The following is a 26,553-nucleotide window of genomic DNA, read 5'->3' as shown; positions in this document are numbered from 1 at the left end:
GGCGACTAAGTCTCGTCGTCATCCTCCAGTTGATACAGAACCCAATCGTCACTCAGGCCTTTCAGTTGTTTGGGTCCAATTTCCTGAAACTCCAGCCCCAGGCCCAAAACCAGATCGCGCACGGTGCTGGAAACCCATGTCTGCCCACCGGGTGTCAGGCTGAGAACACGGGCCGCGATTGCGATTGCGATGCCTGTCACATCGTTGGTGGTGCGCAAGCACTCGCCACAATGAATACCGGCCCGAAGCTTTAGGCCAAGCGCGTCTGCTGTGACCCGAAAGGCCTTAGCGCAGGCGATGGCGGCACTGGGGCGAGGAAAGATCGCCAGCATGCCGTCGCCCATCAGTTTCACAAGTGTGCCTTCGTGTTCTGCAACGGTTTCAAGCGCTGCCGTATCCAGAGCATCCGTGACATCGCGCCACTCGGCATCGCCCAGACGCGCAACGATCTCGGTCGAGTTCGCCACATCGGTCATCATGATCGTGACCAACAGGCTTTTGTTTTCACCATCGGCCGCGCATTCGGCGATATTGTCCTCGAACGTTTGGTCGATCAATGCGCTCGGCTGAGGGTGGATGATCGTCGGGCGAACCGGAAAGGTCTTCACGACCGCCGGTTCGTTACTCTCCATATCAACGACTGCCAGAGTGCTATGCTTGCTGCATGGCGCCCGAAGTTCAGACAGTTCGGGATCGTCGATGGGTTCAATAATTTCAAAAGATGTATTCAACATAACTGCACCAACAAATCGGGACGTTGAAACAGAGATTAAAATCAAATTGTCACCAAACCGCGATGCAGATGTTAACCAGATGTTAACAGGCCCGGTTCTTACGCACGCTAGGCTTGTGTCCGTGGCTGAACATATTCCAAAAAGAGTGTGGGGATGGTTTGGACGAAAACACTCACACGTGCCAAGCTGTGTTTAGAAACAGACATGTAGGACCGCAGAGTTGAAGAAGCTGAACGTATTGTTGGTAGAGGACGACCCGTCATTGCTTGCTCTGACGTCCGCGCTCCTTCGACCGCATTACAATGTTCTTCAGGCGTCCAATGTTGCGGATGCGCGCGCGACGCTTGCGTCCCAATCCGTGGATATCGCGCTGCTGGACCTCGGATTGCCGGATGAAGACGGTCTGGTGCTTGCGCGTTCGATGCGGGCGAAATCGGCACATCCGCCGATCATCTTCGTGTCGTCCCGCAATAGCGCGAGCGACAAGATCAGCGGGTTGGACATCGGGGGTGACGACTATCTGACAAAGCCGTTCGACCCGGATGAGCTTTTGTCCCGGATCAACGCAGTGCTCAGACGTACAAACCCCCAGGCTCAGATGCCCCGTCAAGATACCAAAGTCCGGCTGGGAGAGATCGAGATTGATCTGGACAGTCGACAGGTCTGGAACGCCCAGCACGAGGTCATACCCGTCACACGGGCCGAGTTCGACGTGCTGATGGCCATCGTCAACGCGAACGGTCGGGTGCTGTCCCGCTCGGTGCTGCTGGATGCGGTCGCCCTGTCGCCGGATCATGACGTCGGAGAGCGAACAATTGACGCTCTGGTTGCCAAGATCCGCAGGAAGCTGTCGGATGGCGGCGATGGTCCAAAGATCATCGTGACGGTCCACGGGGTGGGCTATCGACTGGGGGTGACGCGACAGTGAAACCCCGCGCCTTCATATATGATGAGCCGATCAACGCGGTCACCCAGAACTTTCTGGACAAGAAGTTCGAGGCCCAATACCGCGATTGGTACTTCGAATCCACACGCGGGCAATTCCGCACAGCGCTGCTGTTTGGTGCGTCTTTCTATGTCGTCTTTGCTTTTCTCGAAGTTTTTGTTCTTCATTCCCGCAGCTTCTCGGGTCAGGATCTGGCTGTTTGGGGCGCACGGCTGTTCATCATCTCGTTTATCTTCGGGCTGTTCTTTTTCTCACACAAACTTCCCGCGCGTACTTTGCCTGTGATCATCTCTACCGGCTGGTCCATGATGTATCTGGCAATCTGGGCCGCCTTCGCCTTCTCCGGGGATCATGAATCCAAGGATTTTCTGTATCGATTTGCGCTGATCAGCCTTGCGGGCACTGTGTTCCTGCCCTTCGTCTTCTCCCACTCGGCGGCTTTGCAACTTTTGCTGTTCGTTCCAGTCTCGTACTATCTGGTGTTCGACAAAACGAGCTTGAGCAGCGGTATTGATACCTGGATTGGCCCCTCCTTCGTTTTGGCTTCCACTGTTCTGATCGGTCTCTATGCCAAGTTCTTTTCCGAGCGCACACTGCGAGCGAATTTCGTGCAGAGTGTTTATCTGGAAAAGGCGCGCAACGATGCGGAAAAGGCGAATGAGGCGAAATCCCAGTTTCTGGCAACCGCAAGTCATGAGCTGCGCACGCCTCTGAATGGCATCGTGGGCAATATCCGCCTGATCAAATTGACCCCGCAGGATCCCGAGTCTCTGGACCAGAGACTGGATGAGATTGAACGCTCGAGCCTTGCGATGCGCAATCTGATCGACGATGTCCTCAACATCGCGCGTCTTGAGGAAAAGCCCGAAGATCGCGAATTCCGCACCTTCAACCTGTCCGAAGTTCTGCAAGACCTCGAGGCCGTCTTGCGCCCGCTGGCTCGGTCGAAGAACGTACAGTTGATCATCCCGCAGTTTGACGATGGCGTTTATCTCAGCGGCAATAGCGGCCACCTGCGGCACATCCTGCTGAACCTTCTAGGCAACGCGGTGAAGTTCACCAATGAAGGCTCAGTCACATTGTCTTTTGAGCAATCAAAGCAGTCGGTGGCCTTTACGGTCAGCGATACTGGGATTGGTGTGCCCGAACATCAGGTCAAAGATATCTTTGAACCCTTCACGCAGGCCTCGAACATCGACTCGCGCAAAACAGGTGGAACCGGGCTGGGGCTTTCGATTGTGCGTGGGCTTGTATCAACGCTGAACGGGCAGGTGTCGGTCAAAAGCAATCTGGGCGAGGGGACAGTGTTCCGGGTCGAAGTACCCTTCCACGCAGCTCCGGCACCAAGCCCGCAATCCGAGATGGCAGGATTTGCAGCCACGGTCGGGACGAAGCAAAATGTTCTGATCATCGAGGACGACCCGACCAGCATGGAGATCCTCAAAAGCCTGCTAGAGAGGGATGGTCACACGGTCACCGCAGCGGCCAACGGCAAAGAGGCGATTGCGCGCTTCCGTCCAGATGACACCGATTGCATTCTGACCGATATCCGACTGCCCGACACGACCGGCGTTCAATTGGCCCGTGACCTGAAGCAGATTGCCAAGGAAGCGGGATTGGACAAGTCGATCACGACCATCGCCGTGACGGCCAACGTGATGCCCGAAGATCTGGATGAATACACGAACGCTGGCTTTGATGCGGTTGTGTCCAAACCTTTGGACGAGCGGGTACTGTATGGTGCCATGCGAGCCTCACTCGGGCAGCCGTCGTCCGCGATATCCTATATTCCAAACACCGATGACACCAAAGAACGCCTGAGGAAATTCCTGAGCAATGAAGAGTTGGATCAGGTTTTCCTGACATTCCGTGAGTCGCTCGAAGATTGTTATGTCGAGCTTAAGAAAGCGCAGGGGCAGGGTGACAGGGACCGGATCGAGTTTCTCGTTCACCGTGTTTATGGTAGCGTCTCCAGTTTTGGAGAGACGGAATTGGCCGCCAAGGCACAATCGGTCGAGGGGCTTTTGCGAAGCGGCGCCGAGAATTACGGCGCTGAGTTGGACAAGCTAATTCAATCCTGCGGGGTCGTCATTCAGGGCCTTAAACGACAGGCCTCGTGATGTGGTCTGTCAAAGTGCGGCCTGCGCCCGTTCGATCATCACCACTGATGCCGGGTCGCCACCGCGTAGAGTGTCGGCAGATTTGAACGCGTCGATGGCCTGGGCAAAACGCCCGGCCCGGAAATGGGTCAGGCCAGATTCATAGGCCGCGATCCAAGCTGGCGGTTCAGGCGTGTCGCCGGCCATTGCGATCAGTTCAAACACGACCAATTCCTCGGTGCGGCCCGCGATCTCCATCGTGTCCAATTCACGGGCAATGATCGCGTCGCCCGCTTCGCGCCGGGTTTCGGGGCCGATCAGGATCGCGGTGCCGTATGTCTTGTTAACACCCTCCAACCGGCTGGCCACGTTCACAACGTCGCCAATGGCGGTGTAGTTCAGGCGATGCTCGGACCCGATATTGCCAACCAGCGCTTCACCGCTGTTCAACCCGATCCGAACATGTAGAGCCTCGTCCGACTGGCTTTGCAGGGCTGATGAGTTTTCAATGTCTTCCACCAGTTCCAAAGCCGCGCGGCAGGCGTGTTCTGCATGGTTCGGATTCTGCCTTGGCGCACCCCAGAAGGCCATCACCGCGTCGCCGATGAACTTGTCGAGCGTCCCGTCATGGCGTTCAATCGTTGAAGAGGCCGCATTGAAGAACGGCTCCATCAGTTCCACGACCTTTGGGCCGTGTTTCTCGGCCAGACCGGTGAAGCCAGACACATCGCAGAACAGAACCGAGATCTGCTTAGTCTCGCCACCGGGTTGCGATTTTACACCTGCGGCGACCAGCATTTTCACCAGATCGGTCGGCACGTATTTCCGAAAGGCCGACAGCCCGGCCGCCATGCTCGCCGTCGCAGCCGAGAGGTTCTCAAGCTCGACCAAACGCGAGGGACGACGTGAGACCTGCTCGACATCGAACCGCTCAATCCGGCTGAGGTCTTCAGCGACGCGTGACAGCGGGTTGGCAACGACCCGGCGCACCAGCCAGATTGCGGCGATGGTCGCCAAGGCCACCACGCCCAGCAGGATGTAGACCAGATTGACCAGCGTCCGGTCGATCCCGGACAGAAAGGCCGATTCCGGGATAACCGTCGCCACACGCCAACCGTAAAAACCCAGCGGTGTCAAAGCGACCGCATAAGCCACGTCGTCGTAGACGATCCGTTTCGTCAGGGTGCCCGCAACGACCCCGTCTGCGTCGGTCAGCAGTTTCTGGCCCGAGAGTTTCGCCACTTCGTAAAGCTCTCCCTCACCCATGCGGGCGGGGGTGATTTCGTCCGCGTTGGGATCGGGCACGGCAATGACCTTGCCATCGGCGCTGAGGATAAAGGCCGCACCGAACTCACCGGGGCGCAGGGAGCCCAGAAAGCGGGAAAGGCGGTCGGTATCAATGGCAACCGACAGCACGCCTTGCCGTTGGCGACGTACATCGATTGGGCCGGAATATGCAAACACCGTCTTGTCGCTGTTTGGCAGATCGCGCACTTCGATCCAATCTGGCGTGTCGCGGTCGATGAAGTTGTCATACCAGGGGTGTTCGCGCGGGTCGTAATCTGTTTCGGCAAAGCTGCGTTCTTCGAACTGGATGTCGCCAGGGATGAAGATATAGCGGTCTCTGCGCAGCTTCCTGTCGTGAATGTTCTCGTCGATCTCGATCATCTCAAGCCCGCTATCCCCCAGCCGGTGGGCCGCAAAGAAATTACCATCGGGCCAGCCGAAGGTGATCCACGAGATATTTGGTTGAGATTGCAGCTGAGACAGAAACACAAATTCGCGTTTGTCGGCCTGACGTGTCTCGATCACGTTTTGAATGAAGATCGTCCGGACTGCGGCCCAGGCAGCCTCGGCGGATCTGAGGGTCAGGCCAACCTCAATCCGGACCGTGTTCGAGATTTGGCTGTTGATCTCGGCGGCCAGCATCTGACTGTTGTCCCGCGCCGTTGTCCACCACAGAGAATGCACGATGAAGGTTGACACGCCGATGGACAAAGCGACGAGCATTGACACAGCGATCCCAACGGTGACACGCATTGAAGCTCCACGGCGGCCTATAGCGACTGGCGCTGCAATGCGGACAGTCAGGTTCTAGGTCAAGTCTAGGGGCTGCAACCGTCAGTTGCCAGTTGGTTTCAATCTGCGCTCTAACTTGTGTAGTTGGCGAGAGAAACGCTTGGACAGAAAAACCGGCAGATCGACGAGCGGGTCAATCTGCCGGTGTTTTTGGTATTTTAGGTCAGCTACGACCTTTCCATGGAACTAGCACGTTCTCGGCTTTGCGCATCAGGATATCGATGCCGTAGCCGATGATGCCAATCAGGACGATGCCCATGATCACGATGTCGGTCAGCTGGAATTTCGAAGCCGCGATGATCATCATACCAGCCCCTTTCTGCGCTGCGACCAGTTCCGCCGCAACAACGGTGCCCCAGCAGACTCCCATCGCAACTCGCGCACCCGTGAATATCTCGGGCAGAGAGTTCGGGACGATCACATGACGCATGATCTGCCATTTGGATGCACCCAGCGAATAGGCCGCGTGGATCTTGGAGATGTTCACCCCCGAAACCCCCGCACGGGCCGCAATGGTCATGATCCAAAGGGCAGCAAGGAACAGCAGAACGATCTTGCCGGTCTCCCAGATTCCGAACCAGATGATGACCAGCGGGATCAGCGCCAGCGGAGGGACGGGTCGCATGAACTCGACAATCGGGTCGAACCAACCGCGGAACCAGCCCGACAAGCCCATCGCATAGCCTAGCGGAATGCCCACGATGGCCCCTGCGATGAAGCCTGCGATGACCCGCAGCAACGACCAACCCAGATGCTGCCAGAGCGAGAAGTTCTGATAGCCTTCATTGGCGATCTCGAAGAAACGCGCAACGACCGTTTCAGGCGCAGGCAGCCAGATTGGGTTCATTTGCAAACCCTGTGCTGGCGTAAAGCTGATGGCGCCCTTACCGGTCAGCGATACAGTGCCGTCGCCAACATTGACTTTTGCGTCAGGACCGATCGGATTGCCATTGATCGCGATGATCTTTGCGCCATCTGCGCGTTTGGCGTCGTCGTTCTTGTCAAACAAGATGGTCGAGGACCGCCCGGTTGGGGCAGCAAATGCATCGTCTTTGGCGAAGCCCGTACCGGGATCAACCTCGAAATCTTCGGCGTCTTCTCCGAAGGGTGGGACGCGGATGAAGACGGTGGCGTCATCAGTCGTGCCGTCTGCATTCTCGACCGTGTAGGTGAATTGGGTTTCCCCCACAAACGGCCCCGGAACATGTAGCGGGATCAGTTTCGATCCTGTGAATGCCGCCCAGATTACGAAGATAACCAGAATCGAGATGATCGAGGCTGCGCGATCCGCGCGCACAGCGCTTTCATCGCCAAAGGTCACGGTTTTCAGGCTGGTAAAGTCCTGACGGCTTTGCAGGCCCTTGCGCAGCAGGTGAACGATCAAAAACGCGCCGCCGAACAGGCCGATATAAAACAGAAGTACGATCATGATGCTTGCTCCGTCCGGCCCATGATTTCTTCTTCCATTTCCCAGATCATCGATAGGATTTCATCTCGGGTTTCGGCGAAACCTTCGGACTTTTTGACATCGCGAAGGTCGGCGTTCACGCCGCGTTCCGCGAAAGGCAGATTGTATTCCTTGTGAATTCGCCCCGGACGCGGGGCCATCACGATCAGGCGCTCGCCTAGCAACAGGGCCTCCTCGACCGAGTGGGTGATCAGGATGATGGTCTTGCCCGTCTCTTTCCAGAGTTTCAGGACCAGCCCCTGCATCTTTTCCCGGGTTAGCGCGTCCAACGCGCCCAAAGGTTCATCCATCAGGATGACGTCAGGCTCATTCGCCAGACACCGTGCCAGGGCCACGCGCTGCTGCATACCGCCCGACAGCTCATAGACGGCCTTTTCCTTGAAGTCCTGAAGGCCGACGACCTCAAGAAGATGGTCCGAGATCTTGTCGCGCTCTTCCTTGGGCATGCCCTTCATGCGCGGGCCGAATTCCACGTTTTCGCGCACGTTCATCCATTCGAACAAGGCGCCTTTCTGAAACACCATGCCGCGTTCCGCGTCTGGCCCTTCGACCACGTGGCCATTTAGCTCGACCCGGCCCGAGGTGGGCGCAAGGAAGCCCGCGACGATGTTCAGCAACGTTGTCTTGCCGCATCCCGAGGGCCCGAGGACCGAGACCAACTCACCTTCTTTTAGGCTGAGCGTGACGTCCTGAAGGGCTTGCACCGAGGTACCGTTGGGCAAGTCAAAGCGCATGGACAAATCAATGATGTCCAGTTCAGGCATTCCGTTTCCTTCCTGCAGTTGTTTCCGAAGGCCAGCCGGATGACCGGCCCCCGGAATATGTATGTTGTATTAGTTGGACGCGGCCGCCAGCGGCGCGCTGTTTACAGCGCCCTCATAGGAGTCCAGCGCCGAGTCGATGCTGCCCGCATCCACAAAGACATTGGCAACGCCGCCCATGAACTCATGCGCGCCACCACCCAGCCATTTGTCAGACAGCTGCTCTTCGGCGGAGGGGAAGGTGAAGGTCGCGATGGTTGCCTCGGCATCGGCCAGGTCCATACCTGCATCCTTTGCGATCACGGCCAGCATCTCGTCTTTGGATTCACCTGCGTTCCACTGCGCGTTTGCGTCAGCAGTCACTTTGAGGAACTTGGACAGCAGTTCCGGCTCTTCCTCGATGAACGCGGTTGGTGCGCTTGTGACGTCGAACACCAGAATGCCAAGCTCTTCCTTCTCAGCTCCGGTCAGCAATACGTTGCCATGTTCAGTCATACGACGCAGAGCGCCACCCCAGCCGCAGACCATGTCCAGGTTACCCTGAGCAAAGGCTGCCGCGCCGTCGGCGGGTGCCATGTCGACGATCTCGAGCGAGCTGGTATCCACACCGAAATGGGCCATCTGCGACAGGAACCCATAGTGCGCGGCCGTGCCGATCGGCACACCGACTTTCTTGCCGTTCAACTCTCCGGCGTTGGTTTTGTCGATTTCCAGCGCTTCGGCCACGACGCAGTTGTCATTGTCCGAATAGCTAACCGCAACATCGACGGCCTGCAGGTCCTGACCAGCTGATGTGGCCACAACGAAGGGCGGAACGCCTTGGCTTACAGCGATCTGAACGTCACCGGATGCCATAGCAGCCGACATCGCAGTCCCGGTGTCGAAGGACACCCAGTTGATCTTGACGCCCATCTCTTCTTCATAGGTGCCGTTGGCCTTGGCGTATTGGAACGGCATTGGCCATTCCAGGAAATAGGCGACGGTGATTTCATCCGCGGCCGCTGCTTGTGATGCCGAGAACGCGGCAAGACCGGCGCAGGCCGTTGAGAGCAGATACTTTTTGATCATTGGTTTATGTTCTCCCTGTTGTGATGATCATTTTTTATATGGCCCGACTTTTTGTCTGACCGATACCTGAGACAATAGACCCAAGATGGTGAAACAGCGAAACAAATTGTGCTGCGGCGCTGTATAAACCGGGGGCAGAGCTGAGAAATTGGGCGCGCAGGCGCGCAAAATCCATTTGGCGGCTCTGCCGGGAATTGCTGTTTGTTTTCAACATGGTCTCATGTTGAGCCGCCCCCGTGCGCGGTTGCGCCAAAGACGTCTGGTCGAGCGTGATTGCGCTGGTGCCAGTGGAGAGAATCGACACCTCTGATCGCTGTTTCAAAGCGGGCGTCATAGTAGATCCCGTTCCTCCAACACCTTGCGCGCGACGCGGAAGCATTCAAGCGATTGAGGAACACCGCAATAGATTCCAACCACGTGAATGATCGACTGGATTTCCTCCTTGGTGACGCCATTGTTCAGGGCGCCGTTGCAGTGGATTTCCCATTCGTGCATTTTGCCCAACGCACCCAGCATGGCGAGGTTCATCATCGAGCGCGTTTTGGCGTCAATTGTGTCGTCGCCCCAGCCAAAGCCCCAGCACCAGGCAGTCATGGCCTCCTGAAACGGGCGAGTAAAGTCATCGGCCGCCGCAAGGTTCTTTTCCACATATTCTGCGCCCAGGGTCGATTTTCGTTGCTTCAGCCCGGTTTCGAACAGGGTGTCATCCATAGGTCTTCCTCGTGATTATGCGACCCGTTGACTATTGGTCAGCCAATCCGGCAGACGGGTCTCCTGCCAGATGGGACTTGCCTTTATATCCAAATTCAAAAGCAATGAGTCGCACGTCAACCTGCACAGTGGCAGGTTCTACCGTACGGAATCCAAAAGAGTTTAAGGTCAGGCGGGTTTGTCTACGCCGTCCCGCATCCATTGTTGCAGCCGGGCGATGGAATGTTCGCTCATCACGCCGCATTTGGGGTCCAGAACCAGTGGGCCGGGCACATAGCCCTTGGACTTGAGGCCGCGATACACGGATTCGACCAAGCGAATATCCTCGGCCACGGTGGTCTCGCGATCCTGTACGGCTAGTCCTCGGATCACATCGCTTTCATGGCCGCCTTCCGTATACCAGCCCCGCCAGACGGTGCATGTGTCCACGGTTTCGGCCCGCCAGTGATAGGTGTTCAGCACATTCCCCGGATAACACTGGAATGAGAACATGGGCCACAGGAACCACGATTGATAGTCTCCGGCATGGGGCACCGACAGGTCGATCGGATAGGTCATCTTGTCCAGCGCCTGACACTCGGTGGTGTGGCGCAGCACGTAGCCGCCTTGCTTGTCTGGCCGGATGTCATAGGTTTCCGGCTTCACCACGCCCTCGGCAAAGGTCGGGTGGTTCGATGGACAGTGATAGCATTCCGAGTAATTTTCGACCGAGACCTTCCAATTACAATTCTCTGGAATCTCGACCCATTCCAACGGCGCGAGGTCATCAATTTGCGGAACGAATTCCGCAATTTCTTTGCGCACGCCGGGATACCAGTCGTCCATCGGGGCGGCATCTTTGTCGAGATTGACGAAGATGAAGCCGAGAAAAATCTCGGTCCGAACTTCGGTCAGACAGATTTTCTCCCGTTCAAAGCCCGGGACCGACTTGATGTTGGGCCCTGCGCGCAGCCCGCCCGTCAGCTCATACGTCCATTGGTGATAGGGGCAGACCACGACCCGAGTGTTGCCGGTTCCGGTCACCATCTCATGCGCGCGGTGCTGACACACGTTGTAGAAAGTGCGCACCACCTCATCCCTGCCGCGAATGGCAAACAAGTTCTGACCAGCAATCTGAAAGGCAAAATAGTCGCCCACATTCGGGATATCGGCCGCATGTCCTGCGAATTGCCATGTCCGCGCCAGCAGCCCGTTCATCTCATCTTCGAAGACGGCGGGATCGGTGTAGTAGCGGGCCTCGAGCGAGTGGGTGAGCGGCTTGGTCATGATGGATCCTCAACTTGGAAACCGAGGGGCTTGCCTTGGGTAGCGTTCATTTGTGTCGTTATGTGTTGACCGTGGTACATTTGTTTGATTATCAAATCCACAGAAATCTGCGACTCTGGAACAGGAATCCTGCGATGTCCAAGAAAGAACTGCCCGAACGCGCAAAGGTCGTCATTGTTGGCGGCGGGGTCATGGGCTGTGGCCTAGCCTATCACCTTGGCCACGAAGGATGGGGAGAGGAGACCATCCTCCTGGAAAAGGCCGAGCTGACCAGCGGCTCGACCTGGCACGCGGCAGGTCAGATCACTCATTCCACAAGCTCCTATGGGCTGGGTAAGATGGTCGACTACAATATCGGCCTCTATTCGAAAACGTTGGAAGAAGAGACCGGACAGGCCGTCACGTGGCATGGTTGCGGCTCGTTCCGGCTGGCCTATACCGAGGATGAGATGGACTGGCTGCGCCACACACTGTCCGTCGGTCGCGCCCTTGGCTTCAATATTGAGCTGGTGGGGCCCGAGTTTATTGCCGAAAAGCACCCGTTCTACAATCTCGATGGAGTCCTAGGCGCGCTGTATACGCCCGATGATGGCCATGTTGACCCTTCGAACGTGACTATGGCGATGGCGGCGGGTGCGCGGCAGAAAGGCGTGAAGATCTTCCGCCACTGCCGCGCGACCAACATAACGCAGAACGATGCAGGCGAATGGGTGGTCGAGACCGAACAGGGCACGATCACCTGCGAACATGTGGTCAACGCAGGCGGCACCTATGCGCGGCAAATGGGGGAATGGTCGGATCTTCAACTGCCCATGACCTCGATGACGCACCACTATTTTGTCACCGAGAATGTGCCCGAATTTCAGGATCTGGACACGGAACTGCCGGTGATCCGCGATGACAAGATGGTCTCGGGCTATATCCGGATGGAGCAGAAGAAGGGCCTGATCGGGATCTACGAGAAAGAGAACTCGAACTCTGTCTGGCACGATGAATGCCCATGGGAGTACGAGAACTGGCTTTTTGAGGCCGACTATGACCGCGTTATGCCGTGGTTGGAGAACTCGCTGGAACGGATGCCGATCTTTGCCGAGTTGGGCATCACCCGCGAAGTGCACGGTGCAATCAGCCACCCGCCCGATGGCAACCCGATGGTTGGTCCGGCGCCGGGCGTCAAGAACTACTGGTGCTGCTGCGGCACGCAGATCGGCATCGGCTGGGGTCCGGGTTTGACCCGCGAACTGGCGAAATGGATGGTTCACGGGGCCGCCGATATCAACATGCGCGACTATGACCCGCGCCGCTTTGGCAGCTACGCCAAGAAAGATTGGCAGGTCGTCAAGGCGCATGAAGACTACAAGCTGCGCCACGAGATCCCCTTTCCGCATTTCAACCGTCTTGAGGGACGTCCGATCAAACCGTCTCCGCTATATGAGATCCTCAAGGAAAAAGGTGCGGTTTACGAAGAGGTTTTCGGCCACGAACGTCCCCGTTGGTTTGCCCGTAATGGCGTGGAACAGCGCGACCACTACTCGTTCCGCCGCAACGAAGTATTCAAGATGGTTGCGCTGGAATGCCAGGCCGTGCGTGAGCGCGTAGGGATCATGGACGTGACCGCCTTCACCAAGGTTGAGGTCTCGGGGCCGGATGCCCATGCGCTGCTGGATCGCCTGACCGCGAACAAGATGCCTCAGAAAGACGGTTCGATCACGCTGACGCACTTCTTGAACCGCAGAGGGCGGATTGAGCTTGAAACCACGATCGTGCGCATGGCCGAAGATCGCTACTATCTGGTCTGCGCCGCGTTCTTCGAGCAACGCCTTGTGGATCACCTGAACCAGAACCTCGCGGGAGAGACCGTCTCCGTCAAAACGCTCTCCGAAGATTGGTCGGCTTTGTCCCTGAACGGGCCAAAATCCCGCGAGGTGCTGGCCAAATGCACCGATGCCGACCTGTCCAATGCCGGTTTCCGGTGGCTGTCGGCGCAGAAAATCACCATCGCGGGGCACAGGGTCTGGGCCTTCCGAATGTCCTATGCGGGTGAACTAGGCTGGGAATTCCACATGCCGGATGAGGCTTGCGTTGACGTCTACAACGCGCTTTGGGCCGCAGGAGAGGCATTCGGGATCGAGAACTACGGCTCGTTCGCGATGAACAGTCTGCGGATGGAAAAAGCCTTCCCTGGCGCTGGAGAACTGACAAATGAGGTCACTTTGCCCGAGGCGAATGTGAGCCGATTCTTCAAGCTGGACAAAGAGTATCTGGGGGTTGAAGCCACCCGCGCCAGCGCCGAACAGGCCCAAGCCGGGCAAATGCCTTGGATCTGCGCCTATCTGGAAATCGAGCCAGACGGCATCGAAGATGGTCATGGGGGTGAGGCAATCCGCATCGGCGGCGAGGTCGTGGGCGCGACCGCTTCGGTTGCTTATGGTCATAGCGTCGGCAAGATCCTCGCCTTTGCCTTCGTCAAGCCGCATGTGAATGTCCCCGGCACTGAGGTCGAGGTCGTGATCGCCGGCTGCCCACGCAAGGGGCGTATCCTTGGCGAAGCGGCTTATGATCCGAAGTCCGAGCGTCCCAGAACGGATGCTCCGGCCGCAGTTCCGGCATAAATACGAAGGGGGCAGGGCGCGCGTTTCTGCCCCTTCAACAAGTTCTGCGCCAAAAGGAAGTCTAAGTTGAAGATCACCCGCATTGCCGTTTGGGAAGTCCCTCTGACCAGCCATGAAACCTACTACATGGCGGATGGGAAAACCTGCGATACAACGACATCCGTGGTTCTGCGGCTTGATACGGATACAGGCTTGCAGGGCTGGGGGGAGGTCTGCCCGATCCCTCATTATCTGCCGGCCTATGCCAAGGGTGTCGTTCCGGCCGTGACCGAGTTGGCCCCGGTCTTGATCGGGGCCGATCCTGTTGGACCCGAGGCTTTGGTGGAGAAACTGAACGCATACCTTCCGGGCCACGACTATGCGAAATCGGCCATCGATACGGCGCTTTGGGATCTGACGGCGCAGGTGGCAAGTCTGCCCTTGTACAAACTGTTGGGCGGGCGTCAGGTCAAAGATATGCCGCTCTATCATTCGATCACCTGCGTTGCCCCGCATGAAATGGCCGGGATGGCGCGAGACGCTTTTGACAAAGGAATGCGCCAGTTTCAGGTCAAGCTGGGCGCAGATGCAGACTGGCAAACGGATGTCGAACGCCTGGCCAAAGTGCGTGAGGCCGTCGGCCCCGGCCCGCTGGTCTATGGCGATTGGAACTGCGGCAGCGATGCGTTGACAGCGATCCGCGTGGGGCGTGCGGCGGCCCATCTGGATGTGATGCTGGAGCAACCCTGCGCGACGCTGGAAGAATGCGCCCACGTGCAGCGCTCAACCGGTCTGCCGATGAAGATCGACGAGAACGCCTTGGATATCGCCTCGGTCCTTCAGGCGCATCAGTTGGGTTGCATGCAGGCCGTTGCGTTGAAACTGTCCAAGATGAGCGGCCTGTCCGCGATGCGTCAGATCCGCGATCTGTGTCTGACCCTGGGCACGCAGATGTGTATCGAGGATACCTGGGGCAGCGATATCACTACGGCTGCGCTGTTGCATCTGGCGGCCTCGACCCCGGCGCGCGGGATCATGAATACCTGTGACCTCAGCCACTATGTCGGCCCCCGCCTTGCGCCGGATGGGCCCGTTCGCGAAAATGGCCGCATTGCCCCACCCGAAGGTGTTGGGCTTGGGGTGACCCCCGACACCGAAGTCTTGGGTCAGCCCGTTGCCATCCTTGACTAAGCTGGCTAGGACAGTTGCCCGGTTTCTATTTGCAACGCGCTTGAGATCGCAATGTCCTGAGCCGCCAGCCCGGTCAGATCCGCGATAGTGATCTGATCAGTCGATTGCCTGCCAAGATGAGCGCCGGACAGAATGTTCCCGAGTGTGGTGACATCGGCCTCGGTCAGGTGGCCGGTCTTGGCAAGGGTTTGGAACTCTCCGTGATCCAGACATTGCTCGGGTGAGTCGCAAACCAGCAGATCGGCGCGTGCGATCAGATCAGCCTCAAGCTCCTGTTTGCCGGGGCAGTCCGCTCCGATGGCCGAGATATGCGTGCCCGGTTGCACCCAGTCGTTTGCGATCAAAAAGCTCTGAGAGGGTGTTGTCGTGATGATGACCTGCGCCGTCTTGCTGGCCGAGGGCAGATCATCAACCCGTTCAGCCTTTAGCCCCATTGCGGTCAGGTCATCGGCTGCCGCCTTGGCCTTGTCCGGGCACCGCCCCCAGATCAGGAACGACAGAGGTCGATCCGGGATTAACTGTTGCAGACACTTTGCCTGATGGCGCGCCTGCAAGCCGGTGCCGACAATTAGCACTCGCTCAAACCCCTCAACCGCAAGCGCCTGCGTCGCCAATGCCCCGCCGATACCGGTGCGGATATCGGTCAGCCAGCCTTCGTCCTGCAAAAAGGCCACCGGCGCGCCAGTTTTAGCCGAAAAGACAATGTTCATGCCGTTCGAGCTGGGCAAGCCTATGGAGGGATTGTCGTAAAACCCGGTTGCGATCTTGATGACGAAGGTATCGTCACCCTCGATATGGCCGGATTTGACGTGGCAATCCCCGGCGGCCTCGGGGAAGCCCAGATAAGTGACTGGCGGGGTCTGAACCCGTCCCTGTGCGACGGCAACATAGGCCGCGCGGATCGCATCGACGGCCTTTGAAAAAACGAACCGATCCTGAATCTGCGCCTTGTCCAGCTGGATCATCTATGCCCCTCTTAGGCGGCGCTGTGGCGGGCCAGAAAGCCCGAGAGTTTGTCCAGACCCGCTTTCAGATCCGCTGTGGGATTTGTGTAGCCCAGACGCAGCCAGCCCTCCATATCCATGGCGCTGCCGGGGGTCAGCATCACGCCGTCTTCTTTCAGCAAAGTCACGCACAGTTCACGCGAGGACATGGGCAGGTCGTATTTCAGCAAGGCCGTGGTGCCGGATTTCGGCTTGACCCACGTGATCAGAGGCTCTTGCGCGATCCAGTCTTCGACGATCTGCAGGTTTTCACGGGTTATCCGCTGCGCGCGATCCAGAATGTTGTCGCGATTTTCCAGTGCCATAGCGGCCAGTAGCTCATCGACCTGACCGACCGAGATAGTGTTGTAATCGCGGTGGATCATCACGTCATGCAGCATGTCCTTGGGTCCCGCGATCCAGCCAACGCGCAGACCGGCCAGAGAATAAGCCTTGGACATCCCCGCCGTGCTGATCCCCTTTTCGTAAAGATCAGCGACTGCCGCCGTGAAGCCATCCCCTGTATGATCGGTACCGCGATAGACCTCATCACACAGCAGCCACGCACCGACGCTGCGCGCGATCTCGACGATCTGTTCCAGCATTTCGCGGTCCATCAACGCGCCCGTCGGGTTGTTCGGGTTGTTGATCGCGATCAGGCGCGTGTCGGGGCGGACCATGGCGCGCAATTCATCCAGATCGGGCAGGAACGCGTTTTCGGGCTTCAGGTGCAGTAACTCGATCTCGGCCCCAATGCTTTCGGGGATCGAGTAGTGCTGCTGATAGGTCGGGATCACCGAAATCACGTGATCCCCGCGCGCCACGAGGGTCTGATGCACCAGCGAGTTCGCCCCGATGGTGCCATGCGTGGTCAGGATGTTTTCGCGTGTCTGGTTTTCGTACAGGCTGCAAATCGCATCGCGCAACCGGTCCGAGCCTTCGATCGCGCCATAGGTCATCTTCATCGCTGACAGGTCGTTCAGGATGCTGTTATGCTGCCCGGCCATCTCGAACAACTCACCCAGAGTGATGGATTCCACGCAGGTTTCCGCGAGGTTGAGGTCGCATTTCGTCTCGAACTCATTCATCCACATTTCGACGCCGAAAGGTTTGATGTCCATGGGTCTTTCCTCCTGCTTTCAGTTACGCCGAAGCCGCGTCATAGACGGCGCGGGCCATGAAGATGTCCTCTAGCCCCAACCCGATTGAGCGGAAGAAGACCGGTTTGTCACCTGACGGCGTCTCGCAGGCCTCAACCTGCAATTCGGCCAGATCACCACGAACGTTGTCGGGTTGCCAACCGGCCTCGGCCGCCAGTTTCATTTCTCCGGCCGAACCGGGCGTAGTGGCGCGATAGTCGCAATAGACCTCGGCCGTGGTCAGGAAGGCCGGGTCGACCTCATGCGCGTTGGCGACATTGGTGCTGATCGAACTGACCAATGTTCCATCGGCCACTGACGCAGTGTCGAACACGGGCGTACCGGACGAGGTGCAGAGCATGACGACATCCGCGCCCTGACCGGCGGCTTCCGCGCTGTCGGCCAGTTGGACGCGGCTATCTGTCGCCTGCCACTGCGTTGCCAGTTCAGCGTTTTGCGCAAGGTTGGGGGAATAGACGCGAATAACGCTCCAGTCGCGCAGGGCCAGCACATGTTTCAGATGTGCTTGCGCCACCTTGCCAGAGCCGATGATCGACAGAACCGTTGCCTCAGGACGGGCGAGGTGGTCGACGGCCAAAGCGGTCGTGGCCGCGGTGCGTTCGGTCGTCAACTCACCGGAGTCGCACAGCATCAGGGGTTGGCCGGTTTCCATCGACATGAGCACTGTCCATGCCGTGATCACGGGCTTGCCGGGGCGCACCAGATAAGGCGAGAGTTTGGCACCAAACAGATCGGCCCCGGTGCTTGCCCCCAGATAGGTGATGAAATCGCCCTTGTCTTCGGGGAACAGCGTCAGGGTTTGTGACGGTTGCACGGCTTGCCCGCGCCCAAGCTCGGTAAACAGCGCGCGCATCGCGGCCAGCGCGTCAACTGAGGGCAAAAGCGCGGCAACGTCTGAGGCGTTCAGCACGATTGCGGATTTTGAGGTGTCGGTCATGACGGAGTCCTTGGTCTTTCGGTGCGGGGCAATCCCCGATGTGTCTTAGCGGGAGGGACGCGGGCAGGGAATGCCCTTTCATCCACGTGGGGATCAGACCCCTGCGTCCTTGATCACCGACAGAAACGTCGGCAGGCCGATGTTGCGGCCACTGATGACGACGATGGCGCGTTTGGGGGCCATCTCGCGCACCTCAGGGCTGAGCGCTGCGATCACCGAGGTGATCGAACCGCCCTCGACAATCATGCCTTCGCTATCGGCAAACCGGGCCATTTCAGGCACCAGCGCGTCCTCGGGGATCAGAACGGCGCGATCCATGAAATCGCGAATGATCGGAAAGGTATAGCGATTGCGCAGGCCGATTGCCCCCGTGATGCTGCTGGCAAGGCTTGGGAATTCCTCGACATGGACCGGTTTGCCCGCCTCAAGACTGCGCACCATGCCCGGTTCGACCTCCATCGACGACCCGACAACGGAGATATTGGGTGAAATCGACTTGGTGGCCAGCGCAATGCCAGACAAAAGACCGCCCCCGGACAAGGGCGCGATGATCATGTCCGCATCGGGCAAGTCGGTCAGCGCTTCTAGCGCGATCGTGCTTTGCCCCGCGATAACGTTCAGATCGTCAAACGGATCGGCCCAGGTATAGCCGTGCTGCTCCATCAGCCGATCCGCGTGATCTTGCGCCTCGTCCTGAGTGTCGCCATGCACGATCACCTCGGCCCCGAGGTCGCGCATCGCCTGACGCTTGTTTTCCGGACAAAGCGAGCAGACAACCACACGAGCCGTGATCCCCAGACGTTTGGACAGATAGGCCACGGCCCTGCCGTGATTGCCGCTGGACACAGCAATGATCCCGCGCGCGCGTTCCTCGGCGGTCAGTTGCAGAATACGGTTTGAGGCCCCCCTCAGTTTGAAGCTGCCTGTGGTTTGCAGGTTCTCCAGCTTCAGCCAGATTTCAAAACCTGCGCGCTCCGATAGGGCCTCAGAAAACGCCAGGGGTGTCTTGCGCACGATGGGCGCGATCCGCTGCGCGGTGCTCATGATCTCTTGCAGCGAGACATAGCTGTCGGGGGTCGTCATGTCAGGGGTCCTGCCGTTGCGTTCGATGCCATCGGGACACCATGTCAGAAACCGGGCGCGAGAAAATCCATTTTTTCTGAAGTGAACTTATGGCGGTGCAAAAGTGACGGCGCTCAGCTTTGAGTTTCAGCCAGCGCTGTCAGGAACAAATCGACACGTTTATCCCCGTGGGCCTTGCGGGAGACCAACTGAATATCGGTGTCATAGGCAAAGACCTGCGGTAGAACTGATTTCAGCTCACCTCGCTCAATCCATGGCGCGCAGGCGTGGCGGGGAAGGTAGCCGAGGTAAAGGCCGCTAAGGACCATCGCTAGCATCGCCTCCATCGTGGCCGCTGTTGCGGTGCAGGTAAAAGGCCCAAGCGCCTGATGCCTGTCGCGATCATCAAAGCTGCGTTTGGAATACTGCGCTTTGGTCACTGCCTTTTCGATTTCGTCGGGGTCATGCAGATCATAAATCGGGTTCAACCGCCCGCAGCACAACAGCTGTTGTTCGACATAGACTGTTTCGGCGCGAAGCGAGGGGGACAATTCCTGAAATGGCCCGATGGCAATGTTGAGTTCATTGTTCAGCAAGGCGCGCTCCATCTGAGGGGCGCTCATTATGGCGATGTTCAGCGAAATCTCCGGCGCTTGCGCGGCAAACCTCTGGATCACCTTGTAGATCGGACACGAGAGATTGGTCAGAATCGCATCGTCCATCGCGATGTTGAATTGACCCTGCATGTCGCTCGTATAGGCTTGAACCGACTTGTTGAAGGACCCGATCGCAACGCTGAGCGAGCGGAGTTCCTGATACACAAGAAGCCCCCCTTCGGTCAGCTGAAACCCACCGCGTCCGCGGTCACACAGGCGAAAGCCCAGCCGCGTTTCCAGGTTCGAGATTGCGGCGCTGACGGCAGACAAGCTCATGTTCAGCCCATATTGCGCGGGGGATAGCCCTCCGGCCTCGACGACATGGGCAAATACCTGCAAAAGCTTCATGTCCGCATCTTGCAAACGCAGTTGAACATCGGACGTTCCGCCCTGATCAGCCGTGCGCAAGTTTTTGGTCTTGTCTTTCAATTGATCCGCCCGTCGCTGATCCGGTTTCGCCACTATCTTTAAGTTAGGACGAACAAGAGGTGCAACTCTCAGAGCGTGTGGAACCCGGAATAGCTGAAACGCCAAAACCCCAAGAGCCGCAAGGGGGCCTTCCACTTTAAGTACAGGGCGCAAGGTCCAGCATCACAACCTGTGACCCAACACCTAGGGTCAGGATGCAAATCCTAAAAATGATTGTCGCTGCGAGGGCGATTGTACAAAGGAAGACTTTGGCGGCGATTATAACGTGTCGCCACGCGCATCCAATCCCTGAACCTACCAAACATGATCTTACATCACTGCTTGGCAGTGCATCGCGCAGTGATGTCCCGAAAGGGGATCACCATGGTTTATTCCTCGCCATGTTCGACAGCTGGGTCGACCATCATTTGGGAAAAGTGCTTTCCTCGCTCCTACGTTTCCATCGACTGTAGAGCGTCTTGTGCGGACCGTAGACCTCGTGCGCGGCTCGCTATCGTGTTCCACTACGATTGATGAAGAAAATCTCGCTCAGAACTTGTCCATCATCTCCATCATCGACCCGTGGCCTGCCGTGCGACTTCGGGAAGAAATGGGAAAGCTTGGCCATCTGCTCGTCGCTCCGCCGGATCAGATCGCTCATGCCATCGCTCCGTGTTCCAAGACGTGCATGATGCAGCGCATCGAAAATCAATGCATCCTGACTCTATGGTCTGACTTGCGTTCCTTTTATTCGGATAAGGCTCCCTAGACCGCCCGCACACACGCCAACCAGTATAGCAATCACGAGCTCAAGAGCTTCGATTTGCGCAAATTGAAAACCGGCAAAGACCAGTGTTTCAAACACGCCGACAAGCCCGCCCAGCGCCGCGCCCAGCCATATTTGTCTGGTCATCATCCCCAACGCCAGCCCAAGAATGCCGGGCAGGCTGAGGATGTTTCCACCGATTGTCCCAAGTATATCTAACATCTCTGACCCCTTGTTAATCGGCGCTGGTGTTGAGGAAGGACTGGATGTCATTGCCAGACACCGCCGCTTGTTTGTGCAGCGGTTTGCCGTCAACCGCTTCGGCTATGTCCTGATAGGTCTCAAGATATCCCGGCGGCAGGCTGTGAGCGATGCCCTGGTGGCAGTCGATACATGTCATTCCGGTGTCAATCGCACGCTGGTGCTCGCTAGCGGCGCGTGTTTCCTGCAAGGTAAAGTCCATATAGTCGAAGTTGTGACAGTTCCGGCATTCGCGGCTGTCGGATTCCTTCATCTTCTTCCAAACGGCCGAGGCCATTGCCAGACGGTGATCCTCGTATTTCTCTTGGGTGCTGATTGTGCCTGCGAGTTCGTGATAGACATCTTTCACGGCCATGATCTTGGCTTTGATCTTGTGGTTCCACTCATCCGGCACGTGACAATCCGAACAGATCGCGCGCACGCCCGAATGGTTGTTATAGTGAATCGTTTCGCGGTATTCGCCCAGATTGGTTTCCATCGTATGGCAGGAAACGCAGAATTCTTCGGTATTGGTCAGTTCAAGCGTCCAGTGAAAGCCACCCCAGAACAGGATACCCCCAAGAAAACCGGCCAAGATCAAAAAACCCGAACTGAACAAAACAGCCGGTGTCCAGAACGCGTTCCACAAGCGACCGATCCAGCCGCGTTTTTCAGGAGAGTCTGCCATCTTGGTGCTCCTTTCAGTCATACGTTGGATTAGTTGCTGTGGGATGGTTCAAACAAGTTATCGACCAAGGTAGGCGCATTTACCTGCGGCACGTGGCACTGATTGCAGAAATACCGGGTCCCTGCGATGTGATCCAACTCATTGCCGTCGCGATCGAGATAGTGGGTCATCGACAAGGTGGGCGCGTTGCGTTCGCCCGCAACTGTCCAGTCATGGCAGGACAGGCACTGGTTGGTCCGCGTGTCGATCTGGTATTGTTCGATAGAATGTGGGATCAGCGGCGGCTGCTGCCGGTAGTTCCGTACAATACGACCTTCCATCGTTTTGTGGACTTGATCCAGCGGGACCGTTTCATCCACTTCGCCGCCTCGCAGGGTCTCAACTTGTGCGGATTGCGCAAGGGCGAACCCGCTGAGGAGTACGACTGGGATCAGGGCGGCGACGCCTGTCAGGATTGGCTTGTTCATCTGTGCACTCCCTTAGATTGGTCTGGCCGTGCCCGCATCGGACGCGGGAACAGGATCGAAAGGCGCGACGACCTGATCGTCGAACCGGTGAGTAAACTTGAGGACATCCACCGCACATACATCGATGCAGCGGCCGCAATTCGAGCAATCGGGGGACAGGATCAGCGGCGTCGCGTCCGGTTTGCCTTTCAGCGCTGGCGAGATGACCTGGTTCTCCGGGCAGACGGCGTAGCAATCCATGCAATCATTGCAAGCGGTCCGGTTGGCGGCGCTGACACGCAGCAGGCTTTTACTACCGATCAGGCCATAGAAGGCGCCGACGGGACAGATATGGCCACACCAACCGTGACGGGCGACGACCAGATCAAAAATGAAGATCGCAGCGATCAGCGCCCAGACAAAGCCCGCGCCGAAAATCAGTCCGCGATGCAGCATGGTGATCGGATTGACCAACTCCCACGCAATGACGCCAGTCAAGCCCGAGACGATCAGGACCGTCGCCAGTATCCACAGACGGGTGGTGCGTTTGGGTTGCCAGCCTTTAGGCAAGTCCAGCTTGCGGTGCAACCAGTTGGCGGCATCAGTCACCGGGTTGATCGGACAGACCCACGAACAATAGACGCGCCCGCCGATCAGCGCATAGGCGACCAGAACAATGATTCCGCCGATCAAGGCGGTCAGTTCCGGCCAATGCCCGGCCACAAAGCTTTGCAGCAGCACAAACGGATCGGTCAGGGGCAGAATGCCAAGGGTCAGCGACCCCGCCAACGTTCCCTGCACGATCCAGAGACCGAACCATGGCCCCAGCAGAAACAACGCCAAAAAGAACAGTTGGCTTGTCCGACGCAGCAGCAGGAACTTGTGCGCACCGACCCAGCCTTTGGCCTCAATAGCTTCCTGACCAACCGGAACATGAGTGTGAGCGCTCATTGGCCTTCTCCCGGTAGGTTATAGGAGGGCGCAAAGCCGCCCGGCGCGGCCAGATTGTCTGTGCCAGGCCCTGGCAGGCGGTCGGGTAGGTCGATCAATCCGTCCACAAGCGGACCGCCGTGGCTTTCTTTTTCTTCCCAGCCCTTTCGATAGTGGTCCGCGCTGCTGCCGCGCGCCAATCGGGCGGGCAGTATTTTGATCGCAGCTTCGGGTAGAACACAGCTTTTCTCGCACATACCGCAGCCGGTGCAGCGGTCGGCATGGACGGTGGGAATGAACATCGCATGGTGGCCTGAACGCGCGTTGTGTGCGGTTTCCAGCGTGATTGCGTCGTCAATAACGGGGCAGACGCGGTAACAGACATCGCAGCGCAGACCGAGGAAGTTCAGGCAGTTTTCCTGATCGACCAGAACCGCAACGCCCATTTTGGCGTCGTCGATATTGTCCAAGCCCGGGTCCAGCGCGCCGGTGGGGCAAGCGGCGACGCAGGGGATGTCATCGCACATCTCGCACGGCACATCGCGGGCGGTGAAATAGGGCGTGCCGGTTGCAACGGCATCGACCCCAAGTTCCGCTAGTTTCAGGGTATCGTAAGGACAGTCCCGCACGCAGAGCCCGCAGCGGATACAGGCTGACAGGAACTCTTTCTCCGACAATGCGCCGGGTGGGCGCAAGGCTTCCGCCGGCAATGCGCGGGCGTCGCGGGCCAACCAGGCCAGCAACGACCCGGCGACCACACAGCCACCTGCCGCGCGCGCGGAATCCTGCAGGAATCGGCGCCGTTGCGGCGAGAGAGGAGTACCGGTCAGGGACATGGGGACAACCTTTGCGATCCTTCCCGGTTAAGCGCGCTCGACCTTGCAGGCGCATTTCTTGAAGTCAGTCTCTTTCGAAAGCGGGCAGGTTGCGTCCAGCGTCAACTTGTTGGTCAGCTGATGCTCATCGAACCAGGGCATGAAAACGAGACCGCGCGGCACCTTGTTGCGCCCGCGGGTCTCGACCCGGCTTGTGACCTCACCGCGGCGGGTGGACAGAACGATCTCTTGCCCACGGCGCAGACCCCGATCTTCGGCATCCTGCGGGTGCATGTAGACAACCGCGTTCGGATAGGCGCGGTGTAGTTCAGGCACCCGGCGGGTCATCGAGCCCGAGTGCCAGTGCTCCAGCACGCGGCCCGTGGACAGCCACAGATCAAATTCTTCATCGGGCTCTTCGGCGGCGGGTTCGTAGGGCGCAAAGATGATGCTAGCCTTGCCATCGGGCTTGCCATAGAACTTCACGCCCGCGCCTTCGGGCACGTAGGGGTCATAGCCTTCGCGGAAGCGATAGAGCGTTTCCTTGCCGTCCACGACCGGCCAGCGCATACCGCGCGCCTCGTGGTACATTTCGAACGGTGCCAGATCGTGCGCATGGCCACGCCCGAAATCGGCATACTCCTCGAACAGGCCTTTCTGGACATAGTAACCGAAGTGTTCCGCATCGTCGTTGTGGAACCCTTCAGCGGTCTCGGACAGCGGGAACTGGTCGATCTTGCCGTTGGCATAGAGCACGTCATACATAGTCTTGCCGCGATGCTCGGGCATGGTGGCTAGCAGCTCTTCGCCCCAAACCTCTTCGACGGAGAAGCGTTTCGAGAATTCCATAAGCTGCCAGAGGTCCGATTTCGCCTCACCCGGCGCTTGCACCTGTTGCCGCCAGAACTGGGTGCGGCGCTCGGCGTTGCCATAAGCGCCTTCCTTTTCGACCCACATGGCGGTGGGAAGGATCAGGTCGGCAGACACGGCTGTAACCGTCGGATAAGGATCGGACACGGTGATGAAGTTTTCCGGGTTGCGATAGCCGGGAAAGCCTTCCTCATTGATATTGGGCGCGGCCTGCATGTTGTTGTTGCACTGCACCCAATAGGCGTTCAGGTCACCATCCTTCAGCTTGCGGTGCTGTAGAACAGCGTGGAATCCGGGTTTGTCCGGGATGGTGCCAGCAGGAATGTTCCATGCGGTCTCGCAAATCTCACGGTGTTTGTCGTTCGTAACCACCATGTCGGCGGGCAGACGGTGGGCAAAGGTGCCAACCTCCCGTGCGGTGCCACAGGCCGACGGCTGACCGGTCAGCGAGAACGGCGAGTTGCCCGGTTCGGAAATCTTCCCGACCAGCAGGTGCACGTTATACATCAGTGAATTCACCCACGACCCGCGTGTGTGCTGGTTGAAGCCCATGGTCCACAGGCTCATGACCTTACGGTTGGGGTCGGCATATTGCTGGGCCAGACGCTCCAGCTGGTCGGCGGGCACACCCGACAGCTCGGACGTGTATTCCAGCGTGTATTTCGAAACCGCCTCGGCATATTCCTCAAAGCTGATCGGTTCCATCTTGCCGCCATTTGGGTTCTCGGCCGCTTCCTGCAGTGGATGGTTGTCGCGCAGGCCATAACCGATATCGGTGACGGTTTTGGTGATGTTGACGTGGTTTTTGACGAAGTCTTCGTTCACCGCGTCGTTCTGGATGATGTAATTGGCGATATAGTTCAGGATCGCCAGATCGGTCTGAGGTGCGAACACCATCCCATTGTCGGCCAGCTCGAACGAGCGATGTTCGAAAGTGGACAGCACATGCACCTCGGAACCCGGTTTGGTCAGACGCGTATCGGTCAGGCGCGACCACAGGATCGGGTGCATCTCCGCCATGTTCGACCCCCACAGCACGAAAGTGTCCGCGTGCTCAAAGTCGTCATAGCAACCCATCGGCTCATCAATGCCGAAGGTCCGCATAAAGCCTACAACGGCCGATGCCATGCAATGCCGCGCGTTGGGGTCGATGTTGTTCGAGCGGAACCCGGCCTTCATCATCTTGGCAGCCGCATAGCCTTCCCAGACGGTCCACTGGCCAGAGCCGAACATGCCAACGCTGGTTGGACCCTTCTTGGCAAGTGCCTCTTTCCACTTGGCGGCCATGACGTCGAAGGCTTCGTCCCAACTCACCGGCTCGAATTCACCGTTCTTGTCGTATTCGCCATTGGTCTTGCGCAGCAAGGGCGTGGTCAGACGGTCCTTGCCGTACATGATCTTGGACAGGAAATAGCCTTTGATACAGTTCAGGCCCCGGTTCACAGGCGCGTCCGGGTCACCCTGGGTGGCCACCACACGACCTTCCTTGGTGCCGACCAGAACCGAGCAACCCGTGCCGCAGAACCGGCACGCCGCCTTGTCCCAACGAATGTCAGACGTGCCGACTTGCGCCTGCGCTGTGCCTGTGGCCAGCGGAAGACCAGCCGCCGAAGCGGTCGCGGCGGCAGCAGTTGATTTCAGGAAGGTCCGGCGGGATTCAGAGATGGTCATAGCATGG

23 protein-coding genes and 1 pseudogene are annotated in these 26,553 nt (G+C 58.1%); 4 read left to right on the top strand and 20 right to left on the bottom strand.

Annotated elements, in window-relative coordinates:
• Positions 1–5: 5 nt before the first annotated feature.
• Complete coding sequence (locus tag ACRZ95_RS15965; RefSeq protein ID WP_170679761.1) at positions 6–632, bottom strand: adenylate/guanylate cyclase domain-containing protein; 627 nt, start codon at positions 630–632, stop codon at positions 6–8.
• A gap of 322 nt (positions 633–954) precedes the next feature.
• Between ACRZ95_RS15965 and ACRZ95_RS15960 the strand changes: the two genes are divergently transcribed.
• Together ACRZ95_RS15960 and ACRZ95_RS15955 are read left to right on the top strand one after the other, a co-directional pair.
• Positions 955–1,662 carry a response regulator transcription factor gene (locus ACRZ95_RS15960; protein WP_170679763.1) on the top strand — a complete coding sequence of 236 codons (708 nt, stop codon included), beginning with the start codon at positions 955–957 and terminating at the stop codon, positions 1,660–1,662.
• On the top strand, positions 1,659–3,800 hold the full coding sequence (locus ACRZ95_RS15955) for an ATP-binding protein (RefSeq protein WP_170679765.1): 2,142 nt from the start codon (positions 1,659–1,661) through the stop codon (positions 3,798–3,800). The genes ACRZ95_RS15960 and ACRZ95_RS15955 overlap by 4 nt, the downstream gene beginning before the upstream one ends.
• A gap of 9 nt (positions 3,801–3,809) precedes the next feature.
• Here the strand turns inward: ACRZ95_RS15955 and ACRZ95_RS15950 are convergent, their stop codons facing one another.
• From ACRZ95_RS15950 to ACRZ95_RS15920, 7 genes are all read right to left on the bottom strand, one after another.
• A complete protein-coding gene (locus tag ACRZ95_RS15950) occupies positions 3,810–5,819 on the bottom strand; it encodes an adenylate/guanylate cyclase domain-containing protein (RefSeq protein ID WP_170679767.1) in 2,010 nt (669 codons plus the stop codon).
• A gap of 202 nt (positions 5,820–6,021) precedes the next feature.
• Complete coding sequence (locus ACRZ95_RS15945) at positions 6,022–7,287, bottom strand: ABC transporter permease (RefSeq protein WP_170376954.1); 1,266 nt, start codon at positions 7,285–7,287, stop codon at positions 6,022–6,024.
• Complete coding sequence (locus ACRZ95_RS15940) at positions 7,284–8,090, bottom strand: taurine ABC transporter ATP-binding protein (protein WP_170376956.1); 807 nt, start codon at positions 8,088–8,090, stop codon at positions 7,284–7,286. Before ACRZ95_RS15940 ends, ACRZ95_RS15945 begins: the two co-directional genes overlap by 4 nt.
• 69 nt (positions 8,091–8,159) lie before the next feature.
• Positions 8,160–9,155, bottom strand: a complete 996-nt coding sequence (locus tag ACRZ95_RS15935; protein WP_170376958.1) for an ABC transporter substrate-binding protein — start codon at positions 9,153–9,155, stop codon at positions 8,160–8,162.
• A 34-nt stretch (positions 9,156–9,189) separates the two neighbouring features.
• Positions 9,190–9,489, bottom strand: a complete 300-nt coding sequence (locus tag ACRZ95_RS15930; protein ID WP_170679769.1) for a hypothetical protein — start codon at positions 9,487–9,489, stop codon at positions 9,190–9,192.
• The gene (locus ACRZ95_RS15925) at positions 9,486–9,866 is read right to left on the bottom strand and encodes a carboxymuconolactone decarboxylase family protein (protein WP_170376962.1); all 381 of its coding nucleotides are present in this window, start codon (positions 9,864–9,866) and stop codon (positions 9,486–9,488) included. The genes ACRZ95_RS15930 and ACRZ95_RS15925 overlap by 4 nt, the downstream gene beginning before the upstream one ends.
• Before the next feature lie 168 nt (positions 9,867–10,034).
• Complete coding sequence (locus tag ACRZ95_RS15920; RefSeq protein ID WP_170679771.1) at positions 10,035–11,132, bottom strand: aromatic ring-hydroxylating oxygenase subunit alpha; 1,098 nt, start codon at positions 11,130–11,132, stop codon at positions 10,035–10,037.
• 134 nt (positions 11,133–11,266) lie between these two features.
• On the opposite strand from ACRZ95_RS15920, the gene ACRZ95_RS15915 reads away from it, so the two are divergent.
• Positions 11,267–13,744 (top strand): FAD-dependent oxidoreductase, encoded by a 2,478-nt coding sequence (locus ACRZ95_RS15915; protein ID WP_170679774.1) that lies wholly within the window; start codon positions 11,267–11,269, stop codon positions 13,742–13,744.
• Between the two features lie 66 nt (positions 13,745–13,810).
• Positions 13,811–14,914 (top strand): enolase C-terminal domain-like protein, encoded by a 1,104-nt coding sequence (locus ACRZ95_RS15910; protein WP_170679776.1) that lies wholly within the window; start codon positions 13,811–13,813, stop codon positions 14,912–14,914.
• Positions 14,915–14,919: 5 nt separating this feature from the next.
• On the opposite strand, the gene ACRZ95_RS15905 is transcribed toward ACRZ95_RS15910, so the two are convergent.
• From ACRZ95_RS15905 to napA, 12 genes and pseudogenes are all read right to left on the bottom strand, one after another.
• Entirely contained in the window at positions 14,920–15,879 is a 960-nt protein-coding gene (locus ACRZ95_RS15905; protein ID WP_170679778.1) for a Rossmann-fold NAD(P)-binding domain-containing protein, read from the bottom strand.
• 11 nt (positions 15,880–15,890) lie between these two features.
• Positions 15,891–17,018 carry an aminotransferase gene (locus ACRZ95_RS15900; RefSeq protein ID WP_170679780.1) on the bottom strand — a complete coding sequence of 376 codons (1,128 nt, stop codon included), beginning with the start codon at positions 17,016–17,018 and terminating at the stop codon, positions 15,891–15,893.
• A gap of 22 nt (positions 17,019–17,040) precedes the next feature.
• Positions 17,041–17,994, bottom strand: coding sequence for an ornithine cyclodeaminase family protein (locus ACRZ95_RS15895; protein WP_170679783.1), 954 nt, complete (start codon positions 17,992–17,994; stop codon positions 17,041–17,043).
• Between the two features lie 93 nt (positions 17,995–18,087).
• Entirely contained in the window at positions 18,088–19,077 is a 990-nt protein-coding gene (locus ACRZ95_RS15890; RefSeq protein ID WP_170679785.1) for a pyridoxal-phosphate dependent enzyme, read from the bottom strand.
• A 113-nt stretch (positions 19,078–19,190) separates the two neighbouring features.
• Positions 19,191–20,141, bottom strand: a complete 951-nt coding sequence (locus tag ACRZ95_RS15885; protein ID WP_170679787.1) for a LysR family transcriptional regulator — start codon at positions 20,139–20,141, stop codon at positions 19,191–19,193.
• A 371-nt stretch (positions 20,142–20,512) separates the two neighbouring features.
• Positions 20,513–20,781 (bottom strand): annotated as a pseudogene (locus ACRZ95_RS15880) (transposase); the annotation flags it as partial.
• A gap of 63 nt (positions 20,782–20,844) precedes the next feature.
• Complete coding sequence (locus ACRZ95_RS15875) at positions 20,845–21,108, bottom strand: hypothetical protein (RefSeq protein WP_170472389.1); 264 nt, start codon at positions 21,106–21,108, stop codon at positions 20,845–20,847.
• A gap of 13 nt (positions 21,109–21,121) precedes the next feature.
• Complete coding sequence (locus ACRZ95_RS15870) at positions 21,122–21,814, bottom strand: NapC/NirT family cytochrome c (RefSeq protein WP_170679789.1); 693 nt, start codon at positions 21,812–21,814, stop codon at positions 21,122–21,124.
• Between the two features lie 29 nt (positions 21,815–21,843).
• Positions 21,844–22,281 carry a nitrate reductase cytochrome c-type subunit gene (locus tag ACRZ95_RS15865; protein ID WP_170376987.1) on the bottom strand — a complete coding sequence of 146 codons (438 nt, stop codon included), beginning with the start codon at positions 22,279–22,281 and terminating at the stop codon, positions 21,844–21,846.
• Positions 22,282–22,293: 12 nt separating this feature from the next.
• A complete protein-coding gene (gene napH, locus ACRZ95_RS15860) occupies positions 22,294–23,211 on the bottom strand; it encodes a quinol dehydrogenase ferredoxin subunit NapH (protein WP_170679790.1) in 918 nt (305 codons plus the stop codon).
• Positions 23,208–24,026, bottom strand: a complete 819-nt coding sequence (gene napG, locus ACRZ95_RS15855; protein ID WP_170679791.1) for a ferredoxin-type protein NapG — start codon at positions 24,024–24,026, stop codon at positions 23,208–23,210. Before napG ends, napH begins: the two co-directional genes overlap by 4 nt.
• Before the next feature lie 27 nt (positions 24,027–24,053).
• A complete protein-coding gene (gene napA / locus ACRZ95_RS15850; protein ID WP_170679792.1) occupies positions 24,054–26,546 on the bottom strand; it encodes a nitrate reductase catalytic subunit NapA in 2,493 nt (830 codons plus the stop codon).
• Between the last annotated feature and the right edge of the window lie 7 nt (positions 26,547–26,553).

Source organism: Ruegeria sp. AI3 (genome assembly GCF_056541245.1).
The sequence above is the reverse complement of the archived record's forward strand: the minus strand, read 5'-3'. Positions and strand labels throughout refer to the sequence as shown.